A 23,834-nucleotide genomic window follows, 5' to 3' on the forward strand; every position below is an offset into this window, starting at 1 on the left:
TTTAGCTGGCTCAATCAGCTAATATTCTAAATTCTTTTTGAGCAATTAATTGGCCTTGCTCATCAATTACATCAACCCGCCATTGGCCTATTTGCGAGTCCATTATATTCTTGGTCGAATACGTACGATAACGAGAGGATGTTATATCTAACTCAATTTCAGCCACAATATCATCCTCAAAAAACCATACATGCTTTACCTGTTGGCCTTGTAAGTTTTTTAGCTCACTAAAAAACGATAACGTCTCGTCAAATTGACTTAAACGAATATCTGCAGCAAATACATTTACCGGCTCTCGCTTGCTTACTTTACGTGTAAGCACTGCTCGGCTTATTTTATCGGTATCTATTTGCGCGCCAAGTGCCACACTCGCTAGCTGCGCTAAAGGGGCAAAGCCCTGCGTGCTAGAGAGTGCAGTATCACTAATAGCGGCAACATCTGTATCAACTAATAAATCGGTAGTAGGTACTTGCTCAATATTAACCAGCTCTGGTGAGTTGTTTTTAATCTCAGCTTGCGGGATTACGGGTAACTCTGCCGCTGCTACTTTATCAGGCTCTGCTACTTTTTGCTCTGCAACTAAATTAATAGGCGCAACTAACAACTCACTTTCACTGTTTTGTGACGCAACTGTTGCCGAGGTATTTAGCTCTACTTGCGTTGTTTGTAATGAAGTAACAGCACGCTGGCTTATATCGTTACTTTGCGCCAACACTCTATCCTCTGGCTCATTGGGGTGTTCGTCCTGCTCGGCACTAACGGCACTGGTTAAGCCATATATAACGGCAGCAGAGGTCATGAGTAGCAGCATAGAAATACTCACAATACGACGCCAATTCCACTCGTAGGTTAGTGTAGTTACACTTTCTTGTGGTTCGCGTTTAACATTTGCTTTAATAACTATTTTTTGACTCATTTTAACCTCAGCGGCTCCATTATTAGCTTAAGCGAGCAATTAACCAATGGCGAATAGCTTGCAGTTCTTCTGCGCAAACCTGGTGAGCCATAGGGTACTCTTGCCAGCTTACATCCATGCTAAGTGCTGTTAATACTTCGAACGCACTTTTACCTGCACTAGGCGGTACTACATTATCTTGACTGCCATGCGCCATAAAAATATTTAAATCTGTGTGTAGTGCTTCATCTGCCAGCTTTTCTGGTACACACATATAGGTTGAAAGCGCCATTACACCCGCCAGCTTTTGCTCAAAACGTGGGGCTAAATGCAAAGCTACAACGCCACCTTGGGAAAAACCCGCTAAAATAATTTTATCAGCAGCAATACCATTGGCTATTTCTTGGTTAATAAGTTGCTCTACTTTAGCGGCAGAATCTCTTACACCTTGCTCATCGGCACGTTTATCTAATTCTATTGATTTAATATCATACCAAGAACGCATTTCCATGCCACCATTTATGGTGACCGGTTGCACAGGCGCGTGCGGAAAAATAAATCGCAGCCCTAGTTCATTTGGTAATTGTAACTGTGGTGCTACGGGTGCAAAACCTTCCCCCGAATCACCTAAACCGTGCAACCAAATAACGGTTGCTTTATGCTCACCTTGAGCCGGATATTCTACAAACTCTAAACTCATAACGATGATTGCCATTTAACGTCTTGGCCAGCTTGGCGAGTTGATGCCTCGTTAATAAACTGCCAAAACTCTGCGCCAGAGCGATTATCTATCCACTTATCACCACGTAATTCAAAATGATGTCCGTTAAACTTAGTCGCAACCCATACTTGGTGTAAAGGTGCTTGCTTGTTAATCACAATTTTACTGTTGTCAGGAAAAATTAGTTCTAAAATACCTTGTGCCGACTCATAATCTAAATCTGCTTCACAATCATCAACTTGTTCTTCAATTGTGAACATAAGTGCTTCGGCTAATTGGTGATATTCATGATCAGTCATGGTTAATTTCCTTTGCAGGCGAGCCGCCTAATAGTGGGTGCGTTTTTGTACAGCTAGTGTAACAGGAATAAAATCATCCGCGAATAGCTGCATTTTTTAGATATTCTGTTACTCTGCGATTATAAAGCCAGCAACACTATTAATCTAATGAAAGCGATACATACTTCACAATTTAAGCAACTATTAATAAGCACTGTACTGCTAAGCGCATTAGCTGGCTGTGGTCAAAGCGGTCCGCTCTATTTGCCAGAGCAAAAAGCAGAACAAAATAAACCTCAAGACGTAGCTAATCCAGCAACTCAAACTGAGCAAACTAATACACCTACAAAGCAGGAGCAATAAATGGATTTTTTTAATTATAAAAACAATCAATTATTTGCTGAAGACGTAAGCATTGCAAGTATTGCTCAGCAATATGGTACGCCATGCTACGTTTATTCGCGAGCCACCTTTGAGCGCCATTATTTAGCCTTTGCTAATGCTACTAAAAATCATAAATCCCTGGTGTGCTACGCCGTTAAAGCCAACTCTAATATTGCGGTACTCAATATATTAGCGCGTTTAGGGTCGGGCTTCGACATTGTATCTAAGGGTGAACTGGCGCGAGTAATTAAAGCCGGTGGCGACGCCTCCAAAGTGGTGTTTTCGGGTGTGGCTAAAACAGCAGACGAAATAGCCTATGCATTAAAGCTCGGAATTAAATGCTTTAATGTTGAGTCGGTCTCGGAGCTAGAACGTATTTCAGAAGTGGCCTGTGAGCTAAATTTAGCAGCGCCTATTTCTATTCGCGTTAACCCCGATATAGATGCAAAAACGCATCCGTATATTTCTACCGGCTTAAAAGAAAACAAGTTTGGTATAGATATCCAAACAGCTGTGAGCGTGTATCAGCATGCCGCTTCACTGCCTGGATTAAACATTATTGGCGTTGATTGCCACATTGGCTCGCAACTCACCGAAACCAGACCTTTTCTTGAAGCACTTGATAAGCTACTAACGCTAATAGATGAATTAAAAGCGTGTAACATCGAGCTTACCCATTTAGATATAGGCGGTGGTTTAGGGGTAACTTATAATGACGAGCAACCTCCGCACCCTAGCGAATATGCAGCGCAAGTTACTGAGCGCCTAGTTAATTATCGCCACCTTGAGCTTATATTTGAACCCGGTCGCGCCATTGCTGCTAACGCAGGAGTTTTAGTTACTCAAGTTGAATTTATTAAACAAAACCAAGATAAGTACTTTGCTATTGTTGATGCAGGCATGAACGACATGCTGCGCCCAGCGCTTTATCAAGCATGGCAAAAAATCATTCCGGTATCGGTACGCGACGACGAAACCCCTACTCATAACTTTGATATTGTTGGCCCTGTTTGCGAAACTGGTGACTTTTTAGGTAAAGACCGCGAGTTAGCACTTAAACAAGGCGACTTACTGGTACAAAGAAGTGCCGGTGCTTATGGCTTTACTATGAGTTCAAATTATAACTCTCGTCCGCGTGTTGCAGAAATAATGGTAGATGGCAGTCAACATCATCTTATTCGCGAACGCGAAACCATAGAGAGCCTGTATCAAGGTGAGAAAATTTTACCTTAAACGTTTTTGTAAGTCCCTGCTCTGTGGCATGATTAGCGCAGAGCAAAACCGAATTAGAGCGCTATGTTAGTTAATTTTTCCAAAATGCACGGCTTAGGCAACGACTTTGTTGTGATTGATAATATTACACAAAACGTTTTTTTGTCGCGAGATCAAATAATAAAACTGGCCGATCGCCATTTTGGCATTGGCTTTGACCAACTGCTAATGGTTGAAGCACCATACTCCCCTGATCTCGATTTTCATTACCGTATTTTTAATGCCGATGGCACCGAAGTAGAGCAATGCGGCAATGGCGCACGTTGCTTTGCCCGCTTTGTACGTATGAAAGGCCTTACCAATAAACACAAAATCACTGTGTCTACTAAGTCGGGTAATTTAACCCTATACATAGAAAAAGACGGCCAAGTAACTGTAAATATGGGCCATCCTAATTTTGAGCCAAGTAAAATCCCACTCAAAGCAACCAAGCGCGAACTGACCTATATTATTCGTACCGAAGAGCATACTGTTTTTAGTGGCGCGGTTTCTATGGGTAACCCACATTGTGTATTAGAAGTTGACGATATTACTACCGCACAAGTTGATATTTTGGGTCCGTTACTTGAAAACCATGAGCGTTTTCCGCAGCGAGCTAATATTGGTTTTATGCAAGTTATTTCCAAAGAGCATATTAAATTACGAGTGTGGGAGCGCGGTGTAAACGAAACATTAGCATGTGGTACAGGCGCTTGTGCAGCAATGGTTATTGGGTTTATTCAAAATAAATTAATCAGCACAGTACAAGTAGACTTACCCGGTGGCAGTTTACAAATTCGCTGGAACGGTGAAGGCCACCCAGTACGTATGACCGGCCCAGCAGAGCATGTGTTTGATGGACAAGTGGCACTATGAGTGAGCTAAACGCGCAGCAAGTGGTAGATTATTTACAACTCCACCCTGATTTTTTAATTCAGCACCCTGAGCTACTTGCTCAGCTTGAGCTGCAACAACAAGCCCAAGGTGCAACATCTTTGGTGCATATTCAGCAGCGGCAATTGCGCGAGCACAATACGTTGTTAAAAAATCAAATTGCCAGCATGAGCAAATACGCTGCACAAAATGAGCAAGTGTATCGCTTATTTAGCCTATGCCATCAACAGCTTTGCAGTAATAACGACTTCGATGCGCTTGCCAGTAACTTACAAGATATTATTTGTAGCAATCCAGATATTAGCGACTGTCGGTTAGTAAAGTACGACACTAAATATGCTCAACTTGTTGAGCATCGCCTGAGTAATTCAGGGCACTATTTAGGGCGTATTAATCAGCAAGAACGAGATTTGTTATTTAGCGATACGGCGCAATCAACGGCTATTTATTTAATTGGTGATATTAACAAGCCAATTGCTATTTTGGCTTTTGCCAGCAACAACGCCAACCACTTTGAGCCCGCACAAGACACCCTTTTTGTACTAGACTTTGTAGTCGCTCTGCAGTCAAGGTTGCTGGAACTTGCATGAGTGACAACCCTGCGCCAAATATCAGCGACTTAAGCGATAACTGGCGCACGCCTATTACTTTATTTAGCGACTATTTAAAGTTTGAAAGGCAATACTCAGCGCACACTGTTAACCAATATGTCAGCCAACTTGGCTTTGCAGCGCTTTACTTTAGTAAGCTCTGCGACGACTGGTTTAGTGTACAGGGTGAGCATATTCGCCGTTACAGCATGGCACTGCGCTCAAAACAATTAAGTGGCCGCACTATTAGTTTAAAGCTCAGTTGTATTCGCAGTTTATATAAATTCTTAAAAGCCAAAAATATTGCTAAACAAGCGCATTACCATAACCCAGCGGTAGGCATAAAAGGGCCTAAGTTTGCTAAGCCTTTACCTAAAAATCTCGATGTAGATCAAATGGCACGCTTGCTCGAAATACCCGACGACGAACCTCTGGCCATTAGAGATAAAGCCATGATGGAGCTTATGTACTCATCAGGTTTACGTATTAGCGAATTAGTTGGTGCTAACCTACAAGATATAAGCGCCGCAAATGGTGAAATATTAGTACGCGGTAAAGGCAATAAAGAACGCTTAATTCCGGTAGGCAGTAAAGCGTTAAACGCGCTAAAAAAATGGCTCATAATACGCCCTCAATTTGCAAACCCTGACGAAGTGGCGGTGTTTTTAAGTAGCAAAAAAAATCGCATTTCGGTACGCCAAGTACGTTTAAGAATGCAAGAATGGGGCATCAAGCAAGGCATTAGCTCGCAAGTGCATCCGCACAAATTGCGCCACTCGTTTGCTTCGCATATTTTAGAGTCATCTGGCGATTTACGCGCGGTACAAGAACTGCTCGGGCACAGTAGTTTGTCGGCCACTCAAGTGTATACTCATTTAGATTTTCAGCATTTAGCCAAGGTGTACGACAACACGCACCCAAGGGCAAAAAAGCGAACTGATTAGGAAACCATAATATGATCCGCTTTAATCGTGCCATTGCACCTGTGTCGGTATTAAGCTTCGACCTAGACGATACCCTTTACGACAATCGCCCAATTATAAAAGCCGCCGTACAAGCGCAAACTGATTATTTAAATACCCTGCCGGGTTATCAACATCAGGGCTTGCAGCAATGGCTGCATTGTCGTGATTGTGCACTGCAACAGCAGCCAAAATTAATTGAAGATGTAACGCAGTGGCGTTTGCAAACACTGGGCTTACTTCTTGCTAAGCAAGGCTTTAATGCCAACGACGCAAAACACTTTGCAAGTGCTGCGTACAAGGTATTTGCTCAAGCTCGCAGTAATATAACCGTGACCGATGACGTACTGAACTTACTCGATAAGCTCGCTACTCGCTTTACCCTTATAGCCATAACCAACGGCAATGCCGATGTGAGCCAGTTTAATTTAAATAATAAATTTAACTTGGTACTGCAAGCGGGTTTACACGGTAAAGCTAAACCGCACAATAACTTGTTTGATCAAGCAGCTACACATTTACAGGTGCCACACAAAGCTATTTTACACATTGGTGACAGCCTAGATAGCGACGTGCAAGGCGCTAATAATGCCGGCTGCCAATCTGTATGGTTAAATAACCAAGCTGCCAACTATACTTACAAAGGCCTTGCCGATATTGAAATAACTAACATTAATGCCTTATCACACTTAATTTAAGTGCACGTGTACTAGTTTAATATAAATCAGTAAACAGATAGGTTAGAGTTAAGTATAAAAATAATCCTAAGGACAGAAAGTGACTCTAAGTGACTACCTAGAAAAATTGGCAAATGAGCCAAAAAGCATCGAATTTACCGACACTATGGCAATTATCGATACACATTACCGCTTCACCCCTTGCGCATTTAATAATCATGGTTTACTTAGTGCTGCGAGCGAGAACAATGGTTCTTGCAAAATTTTCGCTTTTGCAAAACTAAACCAACTTAGTAAACAAAATACGCTCGATTGCTTTGGTCAGTTTTATCATCAAGATGTGCTTAACAACCCCAAAGGTAGCGATCATATGAATATTCGCACCTTTATGCTTGCTCCTGAAGTGACCCCGTTTTTAGGCGTAACCTTTACAGGCGAGCCACTTAAAGCTATTTAATCACCCTGCAAGGGTTTAATAAGCGATTTTTCCATAAAATAGCGAGTACCCGTGCGCGGATAATTATTAAGTTGATACTTAACTTGGTAACCGTGCTTTTCATAAAAAGGCTTGGCTTGAAAATCAAGCGTATCGAGCTGCCCCCTCGTTGCCCCAAGCTCAACTGCAGCCGCTTCAAGTGCGACTAATAACTTAGTCGCCAAGCCATTGCCACGTACTAACTCGCTGCACCAAAGCCAATTTATCTGCAACCAATTGCCAAATACACAGCCACTAATCCCAGCGACCAATTCCTCTTGTGCGTCTAAAAACTGATAACCAATAGACATACGCTCAGCATCAAAATGCGCGCTATTAAACGCCACTATTTTTTGACGAAGCGCCTGATTTAAGCAATCGTCATTATTTGCATATAATTGATACATTAACGCCTCTAATATTTATAAAATTAAAAATTATTAAACCAACAGCTGCTTATAAAAATGCATATTCTGTAGCGCCTAACACTAAATTTATAGCTATTTACCCACCTTCAGTAATGTTTACTTGGCAGCTTTGCTATAATCTGCTGCACACTTTTGCCAATGACTAACAGCAACCATTTATGAGCACCAAAATTCGACTCGCTAAATACATTGCCCATGCTGGTGTTTGCTCGCGTAAACAAGCCTCACGCTTAATTGACGAAGGTGCAGTGATAGTAAATAACCGCCCGGCTAATCATATTGACCATGTTGATGAGCAAGACCAAATAACAGTTAACGGGCAAATTATTAAAGGCACTGCTGAGTTAATTTATTTTGCTTATCATAAGCCTGTAGGTATTGACTGCAAGCTTGATCAGAATGACCCTGCTAGCCTTTATCACCACCTGCCTACTATTACGCGGGTTTACCCTATTGGCCGTCTTGATAAAGACTCCCGTGGCTTGCTTATATTAACCAACGATGGTGAGTTGTGTAACCAACTAATTCATCCCGACTTCCACCAGCCAAAACGTTACTTAGTTAGCGTTAATAAAAGCATTGATGCCGAGTTTTGTACAAAAATGGCCGCAGGTGTACCGGTAGATAAGCAAATAACCTTGCCCTGTAGCGTTGAAAAAATAGCAGACAAACAATTTAGTATTATTTTAAAGCAAGGGCTTAATAGGCAAATTAGAAAAATGGCACACTATTGTGGTTACAAGGTAATTGACTTGTATCGCGAGCAAATTAGCGAGCTAACCCTGCAAACGCTAAACCTTGCCCAAGGGCAATATATTGCAATTAATAAAAGCGATATTATAAAGTAAGCGCCTTTTAAAACGCTTTGGGGTTTTAAAATAAATTTAAAAGCTCACTGCAATCATTGCAATAGCTGTACTTATACCAACAAACCACATAATTGAGCGCATTATATCTAGGTTAAGGTGGTAAAAAGCACAAAATAAAACACGCGCTACAATGTGGCTCATCGCCAAGGTTTCGGTTACCGCATTAACATTATTAGTGCCTAATACCACCGCAAGTGCAACGGCAAATACTGCTAACGACTCAAAACAGTTTTGGTGTGCAGCTAAAGCGCGCGCTCCTAAACCGGTTAATTGAGTTTGTTGTTGGCGCGGATGCTTGTTGTCGTAGCCGCCCAATTTATTAAGTTCGATTACTGCGGGTATTCTTGCTAAATAAGGCATTACAACGGCCAATAAAGCACAAGCGATTAAAATAGTCATAGTACGGTTCTTTGTTATTGTTAATTATTTAAAATAACACACCCACTATAAAAAAGCCGCCAGATAAGCACCTGACGGCTAAACAGTAACATCAAGCCAACTATAAACTAATTTACGGCAGTTAAACTGCGGCATATTGTCGCAGCTGAGCCTAAAGCACTATCGCTTTACTTTGTATACCTTGTTAACTTATCGCCCTCTATTATTTTTGTATTGTTATTATGACTTGGGTATTTTTCACTTTTTTAGCCGCTTTTATGCAGGCGTGGCGCAATGCACTGCAAAGTAAGTTAAGTAGTAATGTGAGCGTAGCTGGCGTTACTCTATCGCGTTTTATTGTTGCAGGCCCTATTGCTGCTGTGTATTTGTATGGTTTATATCAATACCAAGATACCGCTATGCCTAGTTTTAATAATGCTTTTTGGGGCTTTATTATTGGCGCAAGTATTATGCAAATTCTTGCTACTGGCTTAATGGTTAAATTATTTAAAATGAATAATTACGCTGTGGGCGCTGGGCTTGCAAAAAGTGAGGCTTTGGTTGCCGCTATTTTAGGAGTATTATTTTTTGGCTCGGCGTTAACCTTATTGGGTTGGTTGGGGGTATTTTTAGGGGCTATTGCCGTACTGCTAATGAGCGGTATAACCAGCATTAAACGCTTCGATGCCAAAACAGCTTTATTAGGGCTTGCGTGCGGTACTTGCTTTGCGCTTACTTCATTATGGGTACGTGAGGGCAGTTTAAATTCAGGGCTATTATTTCCTCACTCTGCTGCTTGGGTACTGCTTTTTGTTATTAGCTTACAAACTCTAATATTGCTGGGTTATTTATTATTAAAAGAGCCACACACCCTCAGTAAACTTTGGCAATATAAGGGCACAACTGTCGCGATTAGTATTTTTAGCTGTGTGGGCTCTATTGGCTGGTTTAGCGCCATGAGCTTGCAGCATGTTGCCTATGTAAAAACGCTTGGCCAAATAGAGGTGTTTTTTACCATACTCATTGCCGTACTGTGGCTAAAACAACCGCTTAAAAAACAAGACAGCGCCGGGTTATTACTCATTGCTGTTGCCGCTATTTTAGTCATGCTGCCCAATTAATTACTAGCAAAAAAAAGCGCAGGATTAAAAGCCTGCGCTTTTTTGATTAAACCGCGTTGAGTTTACTTTTTAATGACTTATTTTAAGTGTGATCACACCGCAAATAATCATTAATACACCGGCAATACGGCCAAAAGTGGCGGCATCACCATAAAACAAAATGCCCACAATAAATGTGCCAGCAGCGCCAATGCCTGTCCATACCGCGTAAGATGTACCCATAGGAATATCACGCTGGGCTAGCCACAACATAAAACCACTAACCACCATAAATGCAACCGCAATGCCAATACCTAACCAGCGGCTGTCACTTTGTTGCGATATTTTTAAGCCTATTGGCCAGCCAATTTCAAGCAAGCCCGCAATTATTAAATACATCCAAGCCACTTAAAGCACTCACTCTATTAAAAATTTGCGGTATTTTAGCGAGCTAATTTATTCATTAACAGCAATAAACAAGATTAATGATAATTAACCAGCTCACACTTTAATAAGCTACCTATTTTGTAGTGATTAAAAGCTACTTTTTTGCTTATCCGCACTAACCTTTTTATCGTCGCTCACTTTTTTTAGCATTATGTCGTATAAATCTTCACGTCGATCTTTTAAGTTACGTACTGTCCCTTCGCTGTGAAGAATTTTTAATTTATCCATATCAAGGTCACTAAATAACAACATTTCGGTATTAGTGGTTGCCTCATTGAGTGTTGCATCATGTGGGAATGAAAAGTCAGACGGTGTAAGTACTGCCGATTGTGCAAACTGTACATCTAGGCTTTCTACTTCTGGTAAGTTACCAACAGAGCCTGCTATAACCACATAACATTCGTTTTCAATAGCGCGTGCTTGAGCACAATGACGTACCCGTAAATAGCTATTTTTAGTATCAGTCCAAAAAGGTACAAATAAAATTTCTAAGCCTTCTTTGGCCATAATTCTAGATAGTTCTGGAAACTCAACATCGTAACAAATTTGAATACCAACACGCCCTGCATCAGTTTCAAATACCGCTATTTTGTCGCCGCCTTGAATAACCCAGTCATTTTGCTCATGCGGGGTAATATGAATTTTACGTTGCTCATCTATTTTACCGCTGCGGTGACATAAATAACTGACGTTATAAATTTTATCCCCGTCGGCTACTGGCATTGAGCCGGTAATAATATTGGCATTGTATTCAATTGCCATACGCGACATAGCATTTTTAAAGGTTTCTGTGTACTCGGCTAAATTGCGGATCGCTTCGGTTTGATTAACTTGCTCAGTTAAGCCCATTAGCGGGGCATTAAAAAACTCAGGGAATAAAATAAAGTCACTTTGATAATCAGAAACCGTATCAACAAAATACTCGACCTGCTTGAGCATTTCCTCTACCGACTCCACCTTACGCATTTGCCACTGCACCGCACCTACACGCACAATCGACTTTACTATATTAATAACGGTGTCGGTTGGTTCGTACAATATGTTATTCCACTCCAGTAATGTGGCATAACCTACTGATTCTTGATCTTCGGGTAAATACTTTTTAAGTAAGCGTTTAACTTGAAAATCGTTTGCTAGCTGAAAACTTAAGATAGGATCGTACAGCTCTTTTTGATCTACTTTAGCTATATATTCCATTGGGGTCATTTCATTACTATGATTGTAATAACGCGGAATACGACCACCCGCTAAAATAGCGCGTAAGTTGTATTGGCGGCACAATTCTTTTCGGGCATCGTACAGCCTACGCCCAAGGCGCATACCTCTGTGCGTTTCGCTAATCGCAACATCTAAGCCATACAGTGCATCGCCAGCGGTATCACTAAATACGCGGTCATGACCATCGGCTATGTCTTCATATGTATGGGGGTTAGAAAAGCGGGCATAGTCTACTTGCACGCTTAATGCTAAGCCTACCAGCACACCATCATCCACAATGCCTATTTGCCCTTCTGGAAACTGGTCTATTAATCTAAAAATTGTATGGCTAGGCCATGCACCACCTAAATCTGGGTATGCTTGATCCATCAAGGTTTTAATTTGTGGGTATTGCTCTTTAGTTAAATTACAAATTTCGAGATGGGTTTTTTCTACCGTCATACACAACTCCTTGAGGAATGGGGAATAAAAAAGCCGAACATACGCCCAGCTTAATAAAATAGTTGATGTGCTATTACTTAATTCATTTTTATTGTTTTAAACTACGATAAAAAAGTGTAGTTACACGCTCTTTAGGTAACCAGCTAGCGTATTCAAGGCCAAGCTCTGCCAATGGGTCGGCGTTAAGTACTTGCTCTAAGCTCGCCTTGTTTTGCATTGCTTTAAGCATAACATCTTTGGCTTTTTGCACCAGCTTACGATACACCACCAGCCCTGAACGATCGCTTAGCGGACCATGTCCTGGGATCACTTTTGTATTATCGTCAATTTGTTTCACTACGTCATCTACAGCCGCTAAAATACCATCAACACTGCCACCACTGTCTACATCTACAAACGGTAAGCTGCCAAAGTTAAAGAAAATGTCGCCCATGTGTACAATGTTAGCCTTGTTAAAAAATATGACTGCGTCACCGTCAGTATGTGCATGCTGATAATGCATTACATGCGCATGTTCGTTGTTAAAGTGCAGCTTTAAATCGTGGCTAAAACTAATCCGTGGTAAAAAATCTGACCCTTCACCATGCTCCGCTACTAAGCGCTTATGCACATTATCGTGAGCAATAACGTGGGCACCTGCTTTAGCAAAATTTTCGTTGCCTCCGGTGTGGTCGCCATGATGATGGGTGTTAATTACAAACTCAGTACTGCCGGGCTGTAAATCGCTAATCGTTTTTTTAATATCGCTTGAAAGCTTGGCAAATTGATCATCAATAATATAAATACCATCGTCGCCGACACTTACAGCAATATTGCCTCCTTGAGCAAGTAACATATAAATATGCTCGCTCAGTTTTTGCGTTTTAACTACACTTTCATCGGCATAAGCCGCACTACTTAACAACAAACCAGTGATTAATGCGGGAAGTAATTTTTTCATTTTAGTGCTCACTTATATTTATAATTAATTATCGTCTATTTATGAAGAATAACTACACGACATAGACTCTGCCTTACCTAAAAACCAAACATACGGCTGTAAATTCACCCTAAAAAGATAAACAGGCACTAGCTTAGTTCACTAAACAGTTACTTGCCTTTTGGCGATATTATTATTTGATGTACTAGCGCTTGTGGTAATAATGGCGTGTTTTCTGCATTAATATACTGACTAAAACCAGCACGATAAAAGTTTGATAACGGGTGCCCCGACTGCCCGCCAGGCACAGTTAAAATGGCGTTTTCTAAATGTCCGGGCTGTACAATAAAGCGCTGTGAAGCACCAAAGCTACGCCCCTGCACTGCTGGCATGTAACTGTCACCAAACCCTGGCGTTTTTGGCATATTTAAAAAGCGGGCAAGTATTGGTATTTGTTTAGCAAACGGATGCTCTATAACCAGCTCGTTTACTTTGCCCCACTGCCAGCCTTGAATGTTATTACCGTATTGCGTACTGAGTTTAGCAATAGTTTGACTAAATGCCCCCTGCAGCTGCTGCTCCCAAGTTGAAAATTGTGGATTGAGCCAACTACTTGGTTGCGCGTTAATAAGCTGCCAAACTGCCGGTTCTAAGTCACGCCTTACGTAGCTCAACGTGCCATTTTTCTCACTTAAGCTTTGCTGCAACGTACTAAAGGTAATATTAATCACTTCATCGCGATAATGCTTTACCAAGGTATAACCTACTGAGCTTGCACACGCGCACTGCTGCCAGTTTTCAACAGCGCTAATATACGCGGCGTTATTACCTTCATCGGCTTTGAGTTGCTTGAGCAATAAAGCGTGCCAAGGAATTAAAAATCGTGCTTGGTTATCAAGCTGTAATTGATAAAAATCATCTTCAACAAATTTTTGTTTTTCAAACAAGCGGTCGCGCACTTGTGTTGCACGCGCGCCAAGTGAATATCCGCCGTTACCAAAACGCTCGTTATCCTGAGCACTTACCACCCGTGAGTTTGCAGTCCATATTCGTCCACTTACTGGGTTTTTAACCACGGGGCGCTGCGCTTCATTTTGCAACCAAAGCGGCGAGTAATCAGTACTTTTAACACTAAGCTCGCTGGGTGTTTTACGCCCAGGAATCCCCCCCATTAACTTCCATGCGGCACTGCCTTGGCTATCAACTACAATTAAATTTTGTACCGGAATACCTACATCGCTGGCTATAGCAAGGGCATCATCAACTTCGGTAGCCTGTTCGAGCTGTAATAATTGCATATTAACCGCATAACTTTGATGCGCCGCCCAGCTCAGTGCATAAGCTTGCCCGTTAATATATTTTACCGGGCCATATTCGCTCAGGGTAAGTGTGTAAGTTTCGGCTTCATTATTAGGTAATGCAATTTGCTCATCTACTTGCCACGCTTTATTGTTACTTGTAAGCGCAACCCAATCCGCGGTATCAATATAACCATTGGTAAACCCCCATGCGATATGATTATTAGTGCCTACTACAATAGCTGGCGCACCCGGTAACGATACGCCCGTAACTTGGGTTTTTACATTGTTATGTACATAATTTAGTTGCGCTTTGTACCAAATAACAGGCACTGCCATTGCTAAGTGCATGTCATCGGAGAGCATAGCAGCTCCGGTTGTAGTTAATGCGCCGGTAACTGCCCAGTTATTACTGCCGCGCTCTTGGCTTGCTGCAAAAGAATTAAATGCATACATTGCTGGTGTTGATGATTGCACAGTGGATGATTGCTGCGTTTGTTGCTTGGGTATTGGTAGTTTAGGTATGCCTGCGCTGTAAGGTGCTAGTTGGCTGCCATCAAGCGCAGCTTGGTATTGACTAGGTTGCGTTAAAAATTTGAGCATATGTTTGCCGTATTGCTGCTCAATTTGAATTAATGCTTGGTCGCGCTCAAAGGTGGCACTTTGTAAATCAAGATACATACTAAAAATTATTAATAGGCTATCTTCGCTTTGCCATGGCCTTTGCTGTGCACCAGTGAGCAAATATTCAAAGCTTGAGTAACCTATTTGCGCTAACCCTTCGTTAACCCCTTGAGCGTAGCTTTTAAGTAATTGCTTATCCGACTCAGGAAGATTTTTTAAAATAACTTGGCTGCGTTTACGCAATTGATGAAAACGCATTTTTTTATCTAGTGCTAGCGCCGCCTTACCAAAAATTTCGCTCAACTCACCAGCGGCATTACGCCTCAGTAAGTCCATTTGAAAAAATCGGTCTTGCCCATGCGCATACCCCAAACCATAAGCGGCATCGTTGTGGCTTTGTGCTTTTATAACAGCTTGACCAAGTACATCACGCGAAATAATGACCGACTCATTAATCGCTTCGCTATGACCTTTGCCGTCAAGCGCTGGTAAACTCAAACTAAGTACACCATAAACAACCGCAGTACCGGCCAGCCCTAAAACCACTACTAACAGCAGCAAGCGCTTGATTACTTTAAACATCCAGCTATCCTTTAAAAATTCTAATAAAGTATTATTAACATATATTTACTATCCTTCTATTAAAAAGTCATATTCTGCGGCGCAAAGGATGAAATAAACCTCAAAATCCACGATAATAGCTAATCCACATATTGTGCAGCCCTAGTTGAGATGAGTATGACTGATAAAACATTTATAAAAGGTAAAGACCGCGATTTAGAATCGTCGATCTCTACTATGCAAAATAAGCTAAAAGCCCTTAATATTAATATTGAGGAAGCGTTATGGCTTAACCCTGTAGCTAACTGTTATTCGGTACATATTCGTGACCAAGACTGTGGCGTAATGTTTACCAATGGTAAAGGCGCAAACGACAAAGCATCGTTAGCTTCGGCATTAGGTGAATACTTTGAACGCTTAAGCTGTAACTACTTTTTTGCTGACTTTTATTTAGGTGAAGAATTTGCCCATGCAGAGTTTACCCATTACCCAACCGAAAAGTGGTTTACAGTAACAAACGATGAAGTGCCTGAGGGCATTATGGATGAAAGCTTATGGGACTACTTTGACCCAGAGCGCGAACTTAATGCATCGCACCTTTTCGATTTTAACTCTGGTAATGTTAAGCGTGGTATTTGTACTGTGCCATACACCCGCCAAAGCGATAACCAAGATGTGTATATTCCGGTTAACGTTATTGGTAATATTTTTGTATCTAACGGTATGAGTGCCGGCAATACTAAATTTGAAGCACGGGTACAAGGCTTATCCGAAGTATTTGAACGCGCTATAAAAAGCCGCATTATTACTGAGGGCTTGTGTCTGCCTATCGTGCCTGAAGAAGTCGTTAAGCTGTACCCTAAAATTCATGAAGCGTGTGAAGAGTTACGCAGCCATGGTTTTCATTTACGTATTGCCGATGCCTCTCTAGGCGGTAAATACCCGGTAATGAGCGTTACCCTTATTCACCCAGCTGATGGCTCTGTATTTGCTTCTTTTGGTGCTCACCCATCATTTGAAGTGGCACTTGAGCGTACCGTAACAGAACTATTACAAGGTCGTCGTTTAGATCAACTTGATGTGTTCCAACCTGCTACTTTTGATAATGATGAAGTTGCCTCTCCAGAAAACACTGAACTGCACTTTATTGATTCTAGCGGCTTAATTTCTCATGACTTTTTCCGCGCAAAAGCCGACTTTGACTTTGTGCATTGGGACTTTAGCGGCACAACTGAGCAAGAATATAACTTTTGTACCGACTTAATCCATAGCATGGGGCATGATATTTACATCATGGATTACACTCACTTAAACGTATATGCATGTCGTATTTTAGTCCCTGGTATGTCAGACATTTACCCAGTTGATGAACTAATTTGGCGTAACAACAACGAAGGCGCTAAGTTCCGCGAAACATTTTTATCACTTGATCAGTACGACGTTGAGCAATGGATGGAAATTTATGACTCACTAGAGGAAGCGGGCCATAGCGATATCATTCGCGCTGCCGAGTTTATTGGTTTAGTAACCGACCCTGATACATCTTGGGATACGCTGCGTATTGGTGAACTAAAAGCGCACCTTTGCCTAGCCGCAGGTAACGAAGAAGCCATTGATTGGGTTGACTGGATATTACATACCGGGCAAGTAAACGAAGATGCAATGCGTCACTTTCGCTGTTTAAAAGCTATTTTAGAAATAAAATACGATGACGAACGCGAATATGCAGACTATCAAGATGCATTAGGCTTAATGTTTGGTACTGCCAATGTAACGCTCGCAATTGAAATAGCCGAAGGCCGTAAATTATTTAACGGTTTAACCTTCCCAGGCTTATCGCTTACTGGCTTTACAAAGCATGCTGCATTACTCGATGGTTATCGCAAGCTCCATGTAGCTAAACAGCAGCATTGGGCACGCGAGGTTAGCGACTAGTAATTTAGTTAAACTATTAATTATAAAAATAAAATGGCGCATAATCTGATGCGCCATTTTTATTTGTACAATAAATTAGCTATAGTGGATACTGTCTAATATAAAAGCAAAATGTAGCTAATGTCGCCAATGAATAATAGTAAAAATAATAAAGTTCATAATTTTAAGCTGACCTTCTGGCTATCACTTACTCTTATTGTATTAGTAAGTGTTGTACTTGATCGGATTAACTATAACCGAGCAAAAGATGCACACCGATTACAAATACTCTCTGAAGTAAGCACTTACCGAGCACAACTTGAAGCTATTTTAGTGTCTAATATTCAGCTAATTCGTGGTTTAGGTGTTGCTGTTGCCGCAGAACCAAATTTACAGCAAGCACGCTTTGCGCAAATTGCTGCCCCCTTATTTGAGACCTCAAACGAACTACGAAATATTGGTGGCGCACCCGACATGGTAATTAACATGATCTATCCGCTTGCCGGTAACGAACAAGCCCTAGGCCTTAACTTTTTAGACAATGAAGCTCAACGTATCGATGCAATTAGAGCCAGAGACACAAATAAAATTGTAATGGCTGGCCCATTAACGTTAATACAAGGTGGTTCTGCACTCATTGCTCGCGTTCCTGTTTATAAAGCGGATAAATCCTTTTGGGGGCTGCTTTCTGTGGTATTAGATCTTGAAAAAGTATATGCAAACGCAGGTATTAATGAACTCGAAAAACAATACAACGTTGCTATTCAAGGACGCCATGGCTTAGGCACAAAAGGCGATTTTTTTTACGGTGAGCCCGCCATAATAGAGCAAGATCCTCTTGAGTTTTCTTTAAGTTTTCAAGGCGGTAATTGGCAACTTTATGTTGCTCCTAAAAAGGGCTGGAGCCCTGTAAGTTCTTCTATTTGGCCTTTGCGTGTAGCTATAATAATTATATGCGGCCTATTAATTTGGGCGTTTTTATTCTTTTTAAAAATGTTTAACCGCCAACAACAAAATGAAAAAATGCTAGAGGTTATGAGCGATCTGGCTCTAGTAGGCGCTTGGTCGTTTAATTTAGAAAACAAACAAGCGTATTGGTCTGATATGACCAAAAAAATATTTAAATATTCACCTGACGAACAACCACAATGGCCAAAGGATCTTGGCTACTTTAAGCCCGGAAAAAGCCGAGAAAAAGCAGCTAAATTAATTGAACGAGCAATTAAATTTGGTGAGAGCTACGAAGCTGAACTTGAAGTTATTGATGCTAAAGGTAATATTATTTGGGTATTGGTGCACGGTGAAGCTGAGCATAAAAATGATCGCTGTATAAGAATATTTGGCTCATTACAAAATATTGATACCCGTAAAAAAATAGAATTAGAAAATAATAAAATATCGTTATTTAACGAAGCCTTGGCGTCTTTAACCGTTAACGATCAAATTTTAAACGGACAATTAAGCCAATCTAAAGGTGTGATTACTCAAGCAATTTGTCAGGCGCTCAACGTAGATCAAGCCAGTATTTGGCTATTTAGCGACAATAGAACCCAGCTCAAGCCTATTGCCTTTCATAATATAAACACCACAACAAATAACAACAATGAACCATGGTTACAAAAAGATATTCCTGATTTTTTTGAAGCCATAGAGCATAAAGCCATATTTAGTGCAGCAGATGCACAGCAGTGCCCTATTTTAATGCCAATTAAAGAGCACTACCTAAAGCCACTAAAAATAAATGCCATGTTGTGTGCAGTTATTCCTGCCGGAAGTGGGATCATAGGTATGGTTTGCGCCGAGCAATGCAATACAACCCGCGCTTGGGCGCACAACGAAGAAAGCTTTTTAATTGCTGTAGCAGCACTTATTGGCAGCCTTTACTCTAGCCAAAAGCGTATAGAAACAGAGCAACAACTAGTAACCGCCAAAGAAACCGCAGAGCAAGCTGTAGCTGCTAAAAGTGAGTTTTTAGCGAGCATGAGTCATGAAATTCGCACCCCAATGAATGGGGTGTTAGGGATGCTTAATATTGTTAAAAACACAAAGTTAGATCAACAACAAATGCACCACATAGAGCTTGCTCAGTCGTCGGCGCAATCATTACTGAATATTATTAACGATATTTTAGATTTTTCTAAAATAGAGGCTGGTAAATTAGATATTGAAAAAATTCAATTTAATTTACCACGTTTGTTAGGTGAGGTTGTTGAATCATTTGCGCTTAAAGCGGAGCAAAATAATACCATCTTAATTTTAGATGCAACCCTCATCACCGTCAGCGAAATAGTTAGCGACCCTAATCGGTTACGACAAATATTAAGTAACTTAATTAGTAACGCGGTTAAGTTTACATTTAACGGAAAAATAGTAGTCACCGCAAAAATTGATGAAACAACCGATGGTACATCTTTAGTTTGTTCCATTATTGATACCGGTATTGGCATAAAGCCAGAAAAACACTCCACATTATTTGACTCATTTACCCAAGCAGATACCTCAACAACACGCCAATATGGTGGCACTGGCTTAGGGCTCGCTATTGTGAAACAGTTATGTGAACTGATGGGAGGTGAAGTAAGCGTAACCAGTATGCTAAACGAAGGCAGTACTTTTTCGTTTTCAATAAAAATAAAACCTAAATTAAGTAAGCAGCAAGACCTACCTAGCCATTTAATTAAAAACAAACATATTTTAATTATTGATAGCTGCTTATTAAACTCAACCATTGCTAAAAAGCAGCTGATAATATGGCAAGCAAATGCCAATACCTTAACCGACTACACTGCTGTAAGTGCGTATTTTAAAGATCAGGCAACTACAACCCTCGATGCTATTTTAATCGACTATTATTTTTTTGAACAAGCGCCGCAATCGCAAATTACTGAGGTTAAAAATTACCTAGCTAAGCACAGTTGTAAGCTGATAATAATGGCACCTATGAGCTATTCCAAAGATGACTCTACGCTAAGTTTAAAAGTAGACTCAATGATTTTTAAGCCATTAACGCCCTCAGACTTATTTGACTCTCTTGCTAATGATAAATACATAGAACAACAGCAACAACAGGCACAACTACAAAATAAACTCACTGAAACGCCATTAGTTAATACAAATGAGCCACAAGTTTTATTAGTAGAAGACAATAAAATTAACCAAGTTGTTGCTGGGGCTTTATTAAAACAAGCCGGTATTTCATTTGATATTGCTGAGAATGGACGTGAGGCGATAAAGCAACTAAATGAGCAACCCGCTAATACTTACCAGTTAATTTTAATGGACTGCCAAATGCCTGAAATGGACGGCTACCAAGCAACTAAAGCGATTAGAAATGGCGACTCGGGTAAGCATTATCAAAACATAACTATTATTGCTTTAACAGCCAATGCAATGCAGGGAGATAAAGAAAAGTGCTTAGCAGCGGGTATGAATGATTACTTAAGTAAGCCACTCGATTTTAGTGCACTGCACCCTAAACTTCAGCAATGGCTTGGCACTCAATAAAAGTGTAAGCTAATCATATAGTTTATTAGTTGAGATGAGTTATGCAATTATCAGCAAATCAACAGCGTATTATTGGCTGTTTACTAGAAAAGCAAAGTACAACTCCCGAACACTACCCTTTGTCGTTAAATGCGCTAACTAATGCGTGTAATCAAAAATCAAATCGTGCACCGGTTTTAAACTTAACCGACAGCGAAGTGCAAATTGCACTCGATGAATTAATAAATGCTCGACTGGTTACCATTGATGAAGGGCTTTCTGGGCGAGTAAATAAATACGACCACCGTTTTTGTAACACCGAGTTTAGTAGCTTAAAATTTAGTGCGCAGCAGCGCGCAATTATTTGCTTGTTACTGTTACGGGGTGCACAAACTCCCGGAGAATTAAAAACGCGATGCGCACGATTAGCAAATTTTAATAGTGTAGATGACGTTGAGCTTGCACTTAATAAATTAATTGAAAATGACATAATAACCAAACTCGCGCGCGAGCCTGGTAAACGTGACTGTCGTTATATGCATTTGCTTGGCGAGCAGCCAATAAGTGAAATAACACGCCCTGCAGAGCAAACGACTGATGAGTTAAAAAGTGAAGAACTCAATGAGTTACTCGCCGAAGTAGACGAGTTAAAAACCGAGTTACAAAAAATTAAAGCTCACTTAGGGCTTTAATTTGTTAGCCCTAAATCACATAATACAAGTGCTCTGCTGAGCGAAATAATTATTTAACCCTAAGGAGTTGGCCATGCGCGCCGAGATTATGGCTGCAATGAAAGTGCAGCCAGTTATTGATGTAAATGCTGAAATTAGCCGTCGTGTTAACTTTATTAAAGCCCGCTTAATAGCAGCCCATGCAACGTCTTTGGTATTAGGTATTAGTGGTGGAGTCGACTCTTCAGTGTGCGGTCGTTTATGCCAACTTGCTGTTAATGAACTTAACCAAGAGCAAAGCACTACTGATTATAAATTTGTTGCGGTACGCTTACCTTACGGTGTGCAAGCCGACGAAAATGAAGCGCAACTAGCGGTTGATTTTATTCAACCTAGCAGCCGCATGACCGTCAATATTAAGCCTGCAACCGATGCGCTACACGAACAAACAATGGCGGCTATTGTTGGTAACGGTGAGTCACTCCCCGAGCAAGAAAAAATTGATTTTATTAAGGGTAATGTTAAAGCCCGTCAACGCATGATTGCACAATACGAAATTGCTGCATTTTGCCAAGGTTTAGTGGTTGGCACCGATCACAGTGCCGAGAATATTACCGGCTTTTATACCAAGTTTGGTGATGGCGCTTGTGATCTTGCACCGCTTTTTGGCTTATCTAAACGCCAAGTGCGCGCTTTAGGTAGTACATTAGGTGCTTCGTCTGTATTAGTTAATAAAGCACCTACCGCAGATTTAGAAAGTGATCGCCCAGGACTTACCGACGAAGAAGCGTTAGGTTTAAGTTATGAGCAAATTGATGACTTTTTAGAAGGTAAACCGGTTACGCAACAGGTTGAACAAACACTTAGCGCTATTTATCAGCGTACGCAACATAAGCGTCAACCAGTGCCAACTATATACGATGAGCTTTAATACAGTAATTATCGTACGATACCTTAGTAATTTGACTGATCGACCGCTTAAAGTATTACGTAAGATTTTAATTAAATTGGTATTAACGCTGATCCCCTGCCAAAAGAGAGCTTTGTAGTATATATGACACCACCGATTTTAATTACAGGTGCTGGGCAACGCATTGGCCTTGCTTTAGCTAAACATTTTATTGCACAAGGGCAGCCGATAATTATTACCTATCGTACTCGCCACGCTGCAGTTGATTTACTGGAGCAGCAGGGCGCTGTATGCATTTATGCAGACTTTAGTACTGATGATGGTATTAGCACTTTTATTAAAGCACTTAAAGAGCATACCAACTCACTACGCGCTATTTTGCATAATGCTTCCAGTTGGGACTGCGAAGCTAATAACGCCAACTTTGCGCAACTGTTTGACAATATGATGCGAATTCATGCAAAAACACCTTATTTAATTAATTTACTGTGTGCAGAGTTATTACTAAATTATCAAACAGAGATGAATACTCCCGCAGATATTATTCATCTTACCGATTACGTAGTAGAAACAGGTAGCCCAAAACATGTCGCTTATGCCGCAAGTAAAGCAGCGCTTGATAACTTAACAAAGTCGTTCAGTGCTAAGTACGCACCTAATATTAAAGTAAATTCGGTTGCACCATCGTTAATTATTTTTAATGAGCATGATGATGAACAATATCGTGCTAAAACGCTGAAAAAGTCATTAATGGGTATCGAACCAGGATGCCAAGAAATAATCAATAGTATTGATTTACTATTACATAGCCACTACATCACAGGCCGCGCTATACCTGTAGATGGTGGTCGGCATTTAAAGTAAACCAAACTAAATTAACTGAGAAATTTATGCATAACGAATTAAAACAAAGCTATGAAAATATTATTACCGCTGTAGGGGAAGATCCTAACAGAGAAGGCTTACTCGACACGCCAAAACGTGCTGCTAAAGCAATGGAATACCTAACTCAAGGGTATCGTCAAACATTAGAAGAAATTACTAATAACGCAGTATTTACCTCAGATGCAGACGACATGGTATTAGTACAAGACATAGAGCTTTATTCTATGTGTGAGCATCATTTATTACCTTTTACTGGCCGTTGTCATATTGCTTATATTCCCAATGGTAAAGTATTGGGACTGTCTAAGTTTGCCCGTATTGTTGACATGTTTGCCCGTCGTTTTCAAATTCAAGAGCAACTAACTCATCAAATTGCTAAAGCCGTTGAAGAAGTAACGGGTGCAACCGGGGTTGGCGTAATTGTTGAAGCCAAACATATGTGTATGATGATGCGCGGCGTAGAAAAGCAAAACTCAAGTATGCGTACCTCTGTAATGCTGGGTAACTTTAGAGCCGATCCAAAAACACGTAATGAGTTTTTGCAGCTAATAAAAGGCTAAC

Annotated in this window: 24 protein-coding genes; 15 read left to right on the top strand and 9 right to left on the bottom strand. The window is 40.8% G+C overall.

Translation table 11 applies throughout. The annotated features are described in order from the left end of the window. Positions 1 to 10: 10 nt before the first annotated feature. The 3 genes from AAEZ22_RS09935 to cyaY are packed head-to-tail and all read right to left on the bottom strand — an operon-like array spanning position 11 to position 1,915. Positions 11 to 916 carry a DUF2914 domain-containing protein gene (locus tag AAEZ22_RS09935; RefSeq protein ID WP_352297121.1) on the bottom strand — a complete coding sequence of 302 codons (906 nt, stop codon included), beginning with the start codon at positions 914 to 916 and terminating at the stop codon, positions 11 to 13. 22 nt (positions 917 to 938) lie between these two features. Continuing rightward, complete coding sequence (locus AAEZ22_RS09940) at positions 939 to 1,595, bottom strand: alpha/beta hydrolase (protein ID WP_041454309.1); 657 nt, start codon at positions 1,593 to 1,595, stop codon at positions 939 to 941. Further along, positions 1,592 to 1,915, bottom strand: a complete 324-nt coding sequence (gene cyaY / locus AAEZ22_RS09945) for an iron donor protein CyaY (protein ID WP_011326822.1) — start codon at positions 1,913 to 1,915, stop codon at positions 1,592 to 1,594. Before cyaY ends, AAEZ22_RS09940 begins: the two co-directional genes overlap by 4 nt. A 147-nt stretch (positions 1,916 to 2,062) precedes the next feature. Here cyaY and lptM point away from each other — a divergent pair, with 147 nt between their 5' ends. The 7 genes from lptM (at position 2,063) to AAEZ22_RS09980 (ending at position 7,109) form a co-directional block, all read left to right on the top strand. Then, positions 2,063 to 2,257: an LPS translocon maturation chaperone LptM gene (lptM, locus tag AAEZ22_RS09950; RefSeq protein ID WP_352297123.1), complete on the top strand. Its 195-nt coding sequence runs from the start codon at positions 2,063 to 2,065 to the stop codon at positions 2,255 to 2,257. Beyond that, positions 2,258 to 3,511: a diaminopimelate decarboxylase gene (lysA, locus tag AAEZ22_RS09955; protein WP_011326820.1), complete on the top strand. Its 1,254-nt coding sequence runs from the start codon at positions 2,258 to 2,260 to the stop codon at positions 3,509 to 3,511. A 63-nt stretch (positions 3,512 to 3,574) separates the two neighbouring features. Then, entirely contained in the window at positions 3,575 to 4,405 is an 831-nt protein-coding gene (dapF, locus tag AAEZ22_RS09960; protein ID WP_011326819.1) for a diaminopimelate epimerase, read from the top strand. Further along, complete coding sequence (locus AAEZ22_RS09965) at positions 4,402 to 5,013, top strand: DUF484 family protein (protein ID WP_179807254.1); 612 nt, start codon at positions 4,402 to 4,404, stop codon at positions 5,011 to 5,013. The genes dapF and AAEZ22_RS09965 overlap by 4 nt, the downstream gene beginning before the upstream one ends. Continuing rightward, entirely contained in the window at positions 5,010 to 5,957 is a 948-nt protein-coding gene (locus tag AAEZ22_RS09970) for a tyrosine recombinase XerC (protein WP_011326817.1), read from the top strand. Before AAEZ22_RS09965 ends, AAEZ22_RS09970 begins: the two co-directional genes overlap by 4 nt. 11 nt (positions 5,958 to 5,968) lie before the next feature. After that, on the top strand, positions 5,969 to 6,673 hold the full coding sequence (locus tag AAEZ22_RS09975; RefSeq protein ID WP_350551275.1) for an HAD-IA family hydrolase: 705 nt from the start codon (positions 5,969 to 5,971) through the stop codon (positions 6,671 to 6,673). Positions 6,674 to 6,752: 79 nt separating this feature from the next. After that, positions 6,753 to 7,109 carry a HopJ type III effector protein gene (locus AAEZ22_RS09980; protein WP_011326815.1) on the top strand — a complete coding sequence of 119 codons (357 nt, stop codon included), beginning with the start codon at positions 6,753 to 6,755 and terminating at the stop codon, positions 7,107 to 7,109. Here AAEZ22_RS09980 and AAEZ22_RS09985 read toward each other — a convergent pair. Continuing rightward, complete coding sequence (locus AAEZ22_RS09985) at positions 7,106 to 7,534, bottom strand: GNAT family N-acetyltransferase (RefSeq protein ID WP_089367548.1); 429 nt, start codon at positions 7,532 to 7,534, stop codon at positions 7,106 to 7,108. The two genes, AAEZ22_RS09980 and AAEZ22_RS09985, sit on opposite strands and share 4 nt — an antisense overlap. A gap of 179 nt (positions 7,535 to 7,713) precedes the next feature. Between AAEZ22_RS09985 and AAEZ22_RS09990 the strand changes: the two genes are divergently transcribed. Beyond that, complete coding sequence (locus AAEZ22_RS09990; protein ID WP_011326812.1) at positions 7,714 to 8,403, top strand: pseudouridine synthase; 690 nt, start codon at positions 7,714 to 7,716, stop codon at positions 8,401 to 8,403. Between the two features lie 36 nt (positions 8,404 to 8,439). Here AAEZ22_RS09990 and AAEZ22_RS09995 read toward each other — a convergent pair whose 3' ends face one another. Continuing rightward, positions 8,440 to 8,823: an MAPEG family protein gene (locus AAEZ22_RS09995; protein WP_352297129.1), complete on the bottom strand. Its 384-nt coding sequence runs from the start codon at positions 8,821 to 8,823 to the stop codon at positions 8,440 to 8,442. Positions 8,824 to 9,044: 221 nt separating this feature from the next. Here AAEZ22_RS09995 and AAEZ22_RS10000 point away from each other — a divergent pair, with 221 nt between their 5' ends. After that, a complete protein-coding gene (locus AAEZ22_RS10000; protein WP_179807257.1) occupies positions 9,045 to 9,923 on the top strand; it encodes an EamA family transporter in 879 nt (292 codons plus the stop codon). Between the two features lie 69 nt (positions 9,924 to 9,992). Here the strand turns inward: AAEZ22_RS10000 and AAEZ22_RS10005 are convergent, their stop codons facing one another. From AAEZ22_RS10005 to AAEZ22_RS10020, 4 genes are all read right to left on the bottom strand, one after another. Next, on the bottom strand, positions 9,993 to 10,310 hold the full coding sequence (locus tag AAEZ22_RS10005; RefSeq protein WP_041454308.1) for a DMT family transporter: 318 nt from the start codon (positions 10,308 to 10,310) through the stop codon (positions 9,993 to 9,995). A gap of 126 nt (positions 10,311 to 10,436) precedes the next feature. Further along, positions 10,437 to 12,008, bottom strand: coding sequence for a bifunctional GNAT family N-acetyltransferase/carbon-nitrogen hydrolase family protein (locus AAEZ22_RS10010; RefSeq protein ID WP_011326808.1), 1,572 nt, complete (start codon positions 12,006 to 12,008; stop codon positions 10,437 to 10,439). Between the two features lie 88 nt (positions 12,009 to 12,096). Next, on the bottom strand, positions 12,097 to 12,948 hold the full coding sequence (locus tag AAEZ22_RS10015; RefSeq protein WP_352297132.1) for an MBL fold metallo-hydrolase: 852 nt from the start codon (positions 12,946 to 12,948) through the stop codon (positions 12,097 to 12,099). A gap of 149 nt (positions 12,949 to 13,097) precedes the next feature. Beyond that, the gene (locus tag AAEZ22_RS10020; RefSeq protein ID WP_352297134.1) at positions 13,098 to 15,431 is read right to left on the bottom strand and encodes a penicillin acylase family protein; all 2,334 of its coding nucleotides are present in this window, start codon (positions 15,429 to 15,431) and stop codon (positions 13,098 to 13,100) included. 156 nt (positions 15,432 to 15,587) lie between these two features. On the opposite strand from AAEZ22_RS10020, the gene ycaO reads away from it, so the two are divergent. The 6 genes from ycaO (at position 15,588) to folE (ending at position 23,833) form a co-directional block, all read left to right on the top strand. Next, the gene (gene ycaO, locus AAEZ22_RS10025; protein WP_193038738.1) at positions 15,588 to 17,345 is read left to right on the top strand and encodes a 30S ribosomal protein S12 methylthiotransferase accessory factor YcaO; all 1,758 of its coding nucleotides are present in this window, start codon (positions 15,588 to 15,590) and stop codon (positions 17,343 to 17,345) included. Positions 17,346 to 17,465: 120 nt separating this feature from the next. Then, positions 17,466 to 20,828 carry an ATP-binding protein gene (locus AAEZ22_RS10030; protein WP_352297137.1) on the top strand — a complete coding sequence of 1,121 codons (3,363 nt, stop codon included), beginning with the start codon at positions 17,466 to 17,468 and terminating at the stop codon, positions 20,826 to 20,828. Between the two features lie 41 nt (positions 20,829 to 20,869). Beyond that, complete coding sequence (locus tag AAEZ22_RS10035; RefSeq protein ID WP_193038736.1) at positions 20,870 to 21,499, top strand: YceH family protein; 630 nt, start codon at positions 20,870 to 20,872, stop codon at positions 21,497 to 21,499. A gap of 73 nt (positions 21,500 to 21,572) precedes the next feature. Then, the gene (gene nadE, locus AAEZ22_RS10040; protein WP_011326802.1) at positions 21,573 to 22,409 is read left to right on the top strand and encodes an NAD(+) synthase; all 837 of its coding nucleotides are present in this window, start codon (positions 21,573 to 21,575) and stop codon (positions 22,407 to 22,409) included. Between the two features lie 123 nt (positions 22,410 to 22,532). Beyond that, the gene (gene folM, locus AAEZ22_RS10045; RefSeq protein WP_011326801.1) at positions 22,533 to 23,252 is read left to right on the top strand and encodes a dihydromonapterin reductase; all 720 of its coding nucleotides are present in this window, start codon (positions 22,533 to 22,535) and stop codon (positions 23,250 to 23,252) included. A 26-nt stretch (positions 23,253 to 23,278) separates the two neighbouring features. After that, a complete protein-coding gene (folE, locus tag AAEZ22_RS10050; RefSeq protein WP_058372272.1) occupies positions 23,279 to 23,833 on the top strand; it encodes a GTP cyclohydrolase I FolE in 555 nt (184 codons plus the stop codon). The last annotated feature ends 1 nt before the right edge of the window (position 23,834 follow it).

Origin of the sequence: Pseudoalteromonas sp. 20-MNA-CIBAN-0454, from assembly GCF_040308685.1 — a bacterium.
Classification (GTDB): Bacteria; Pseudomonadota; Gammaproteobacteria; order Enterobacterales; family Alteromonadaceae; genus Pseudoalteromonas; species Pseudoalteromonas nigrifaciens.

What these genes read in the sequence shown, in the direction of transcription:
- lysA (WP_011326820.1), top strand. Translation starts at nt 2,258, where the DNA reads ATGGATTTTTTTAATTATAAAAACAATCAATTATTTGCTGAAGACGTA.
- dapF (WP_011326819.1), top strand. Translation starts at nt 3,575, where the DNA reads ATGTTAGTTAATTTTTCCAAAATGCACGGCTTAGGCAACGACTTTGTT.
- AAEZ22_RS09935 (WP_352297121.1), bottom strand. Translation starts at nt 916, where the DNA reads ATGAGTCAAAAAATAGTTATTAAAGCAAATGTTAAACGCGAACCACAA.
- AAEZ22_RS09995 (WP_352297129.1), bottom strand. Translation starts at nt 8,823, where the DNA reads ATGACTATTTTAATCGCTTGTGCTTTATTGGCCGTTGTAATGCCTTAT.
- AAEZ22_RS09970 (WP_011326817.1), top strand. Translation starts at nt 5,010, where the DNA reads ATGAGTGACAACCCTGCGCCAAATATCAGCGACTTAAGCGATAACTGG.
- AAEZ22_RS09990 (WP_011326812.1), top strand. Translation starts at nt 7,714, where the DNA reads ATGAGCACCAAAATTCGACTCGCTAAATACATTGCCCATGCTGGTGTT.
- folM (WP_011326801.1), top strand. Translation starts at nt 22,533, where the DNA reads ATGACACCACCGATTTTAATTACAGGTGCTGGGCAACGCATTGGCCTT.
- ycaO (WP_193038738.1), top strand. Translation starts at nt 15,588, where the DNA reads ATGACTGATAAAACATTTATAAAAGGTAAAGACCGCGATTTAGAATCG.
- AAEZ22_RS10010 (WP_011326808.1), bottom strand. Translation starts at nt 12,008, where the DNA reads ATGACGGTAGAAAAAACCCATCTCGAAATTTGTAATTTAACTAAAGAG.
- AAEZ22_RS09965 (WP_179807254.1), top strand. Translation starts at nt 4,402, where the DNA reads ATGAGTGAGCTAAACGCGCAGCAAGTGGTAGATTATTTACAACTCCAC.
- AAEZ22_RS09985 (WP_089367548.1), bottom strand. Translation starts at nt 7,534, where the DNA reads ATGTATCAATTATATGCAAATAATGACGATTGCTTAAATCAGGCGCTT.
- AAEZ22_RS10015 (WP_352297132.1), bottom strand. Translation starts at nt 12,948, where the DNA reads ATGAAAAAATTACTTCCCGCATTAATCACTGGTTTGTTGTTAAGTAGT.
- cyaY (WP_011326822.1), bottom strand. Translation starts at nt 1,915, where the DNA reads ATGACTGATCATGAATATCACCAATTAGCCGAAGCACTTATGTTCACA.
- AAEZ22_RS09975 (WP_350551275.1), top strand. Translation starts at nt 5,969, where the DNA reads ATGATCCGCTTTAATCGTGCCATTGCACCTGTGTCGGTATTAAGCTTC.
- AAEZ22_RS10030 (WP_352297137.1), top strand. Translation starts at nt 17,466, where the DNA reads ATGTCGCCAATGAATAATAGTAAAAATAATAAAGTTCATAATTTTAAG.
- AAEZ22_RS10020 (WP_352297134.1), bottom strand. Translation starts at nt 15,431, where the DNA reads ATGTTTAAAGTAATCAAGCGCTTGCTGCTGTTAGTAGTGGTTTTAGGG.
- nadE (WP_011326802.1), top strand. Translation starts at nt 21,573, where the DNA reads ATGCGCGCCGAGATTATGGCTGCAATGAAAGTGCAGCCAGTTATTGAT.
- folE (WP_058372272.1), top strand. Translation starts at nt 23,279, where the DNA reads ATGCATAACGAATTAAAACAAAGCTATGAAAATATTATTACCGCTGTA.
- AAEZ22_RS09940 (WP_041454309.1), bottom strand. Translation starts at nt 1,595, where the DNA reads ATGAGTTTAGAGTTTGTAGAATATCCGGCTCAAGGTGAGCATAAAGCA.
- AAEZ22_RS10035 (WP_193038736.1), top strand. Translation starts at nt 20,870, where the DNA reads ATGCAATTATCAGCAAATCAACAGCGTATTATTGGCTGTTTACTAGAA.
- lptM (WP_352297123.1), top strand. Translation starts at nt 2,063, where the DNA reads ATGAAAGCGATACATACTTCACAATTTAAGCAACTATTAATAAGCACT.
- AAEZ22_RS10000 (WP_179807257.1), top strand. Translation starts at nt 9,045, where the DNA reads ATGACTTGGGTATTTTTCACTTTTTTAGCCGCTTTTATGCAGGCGTGG.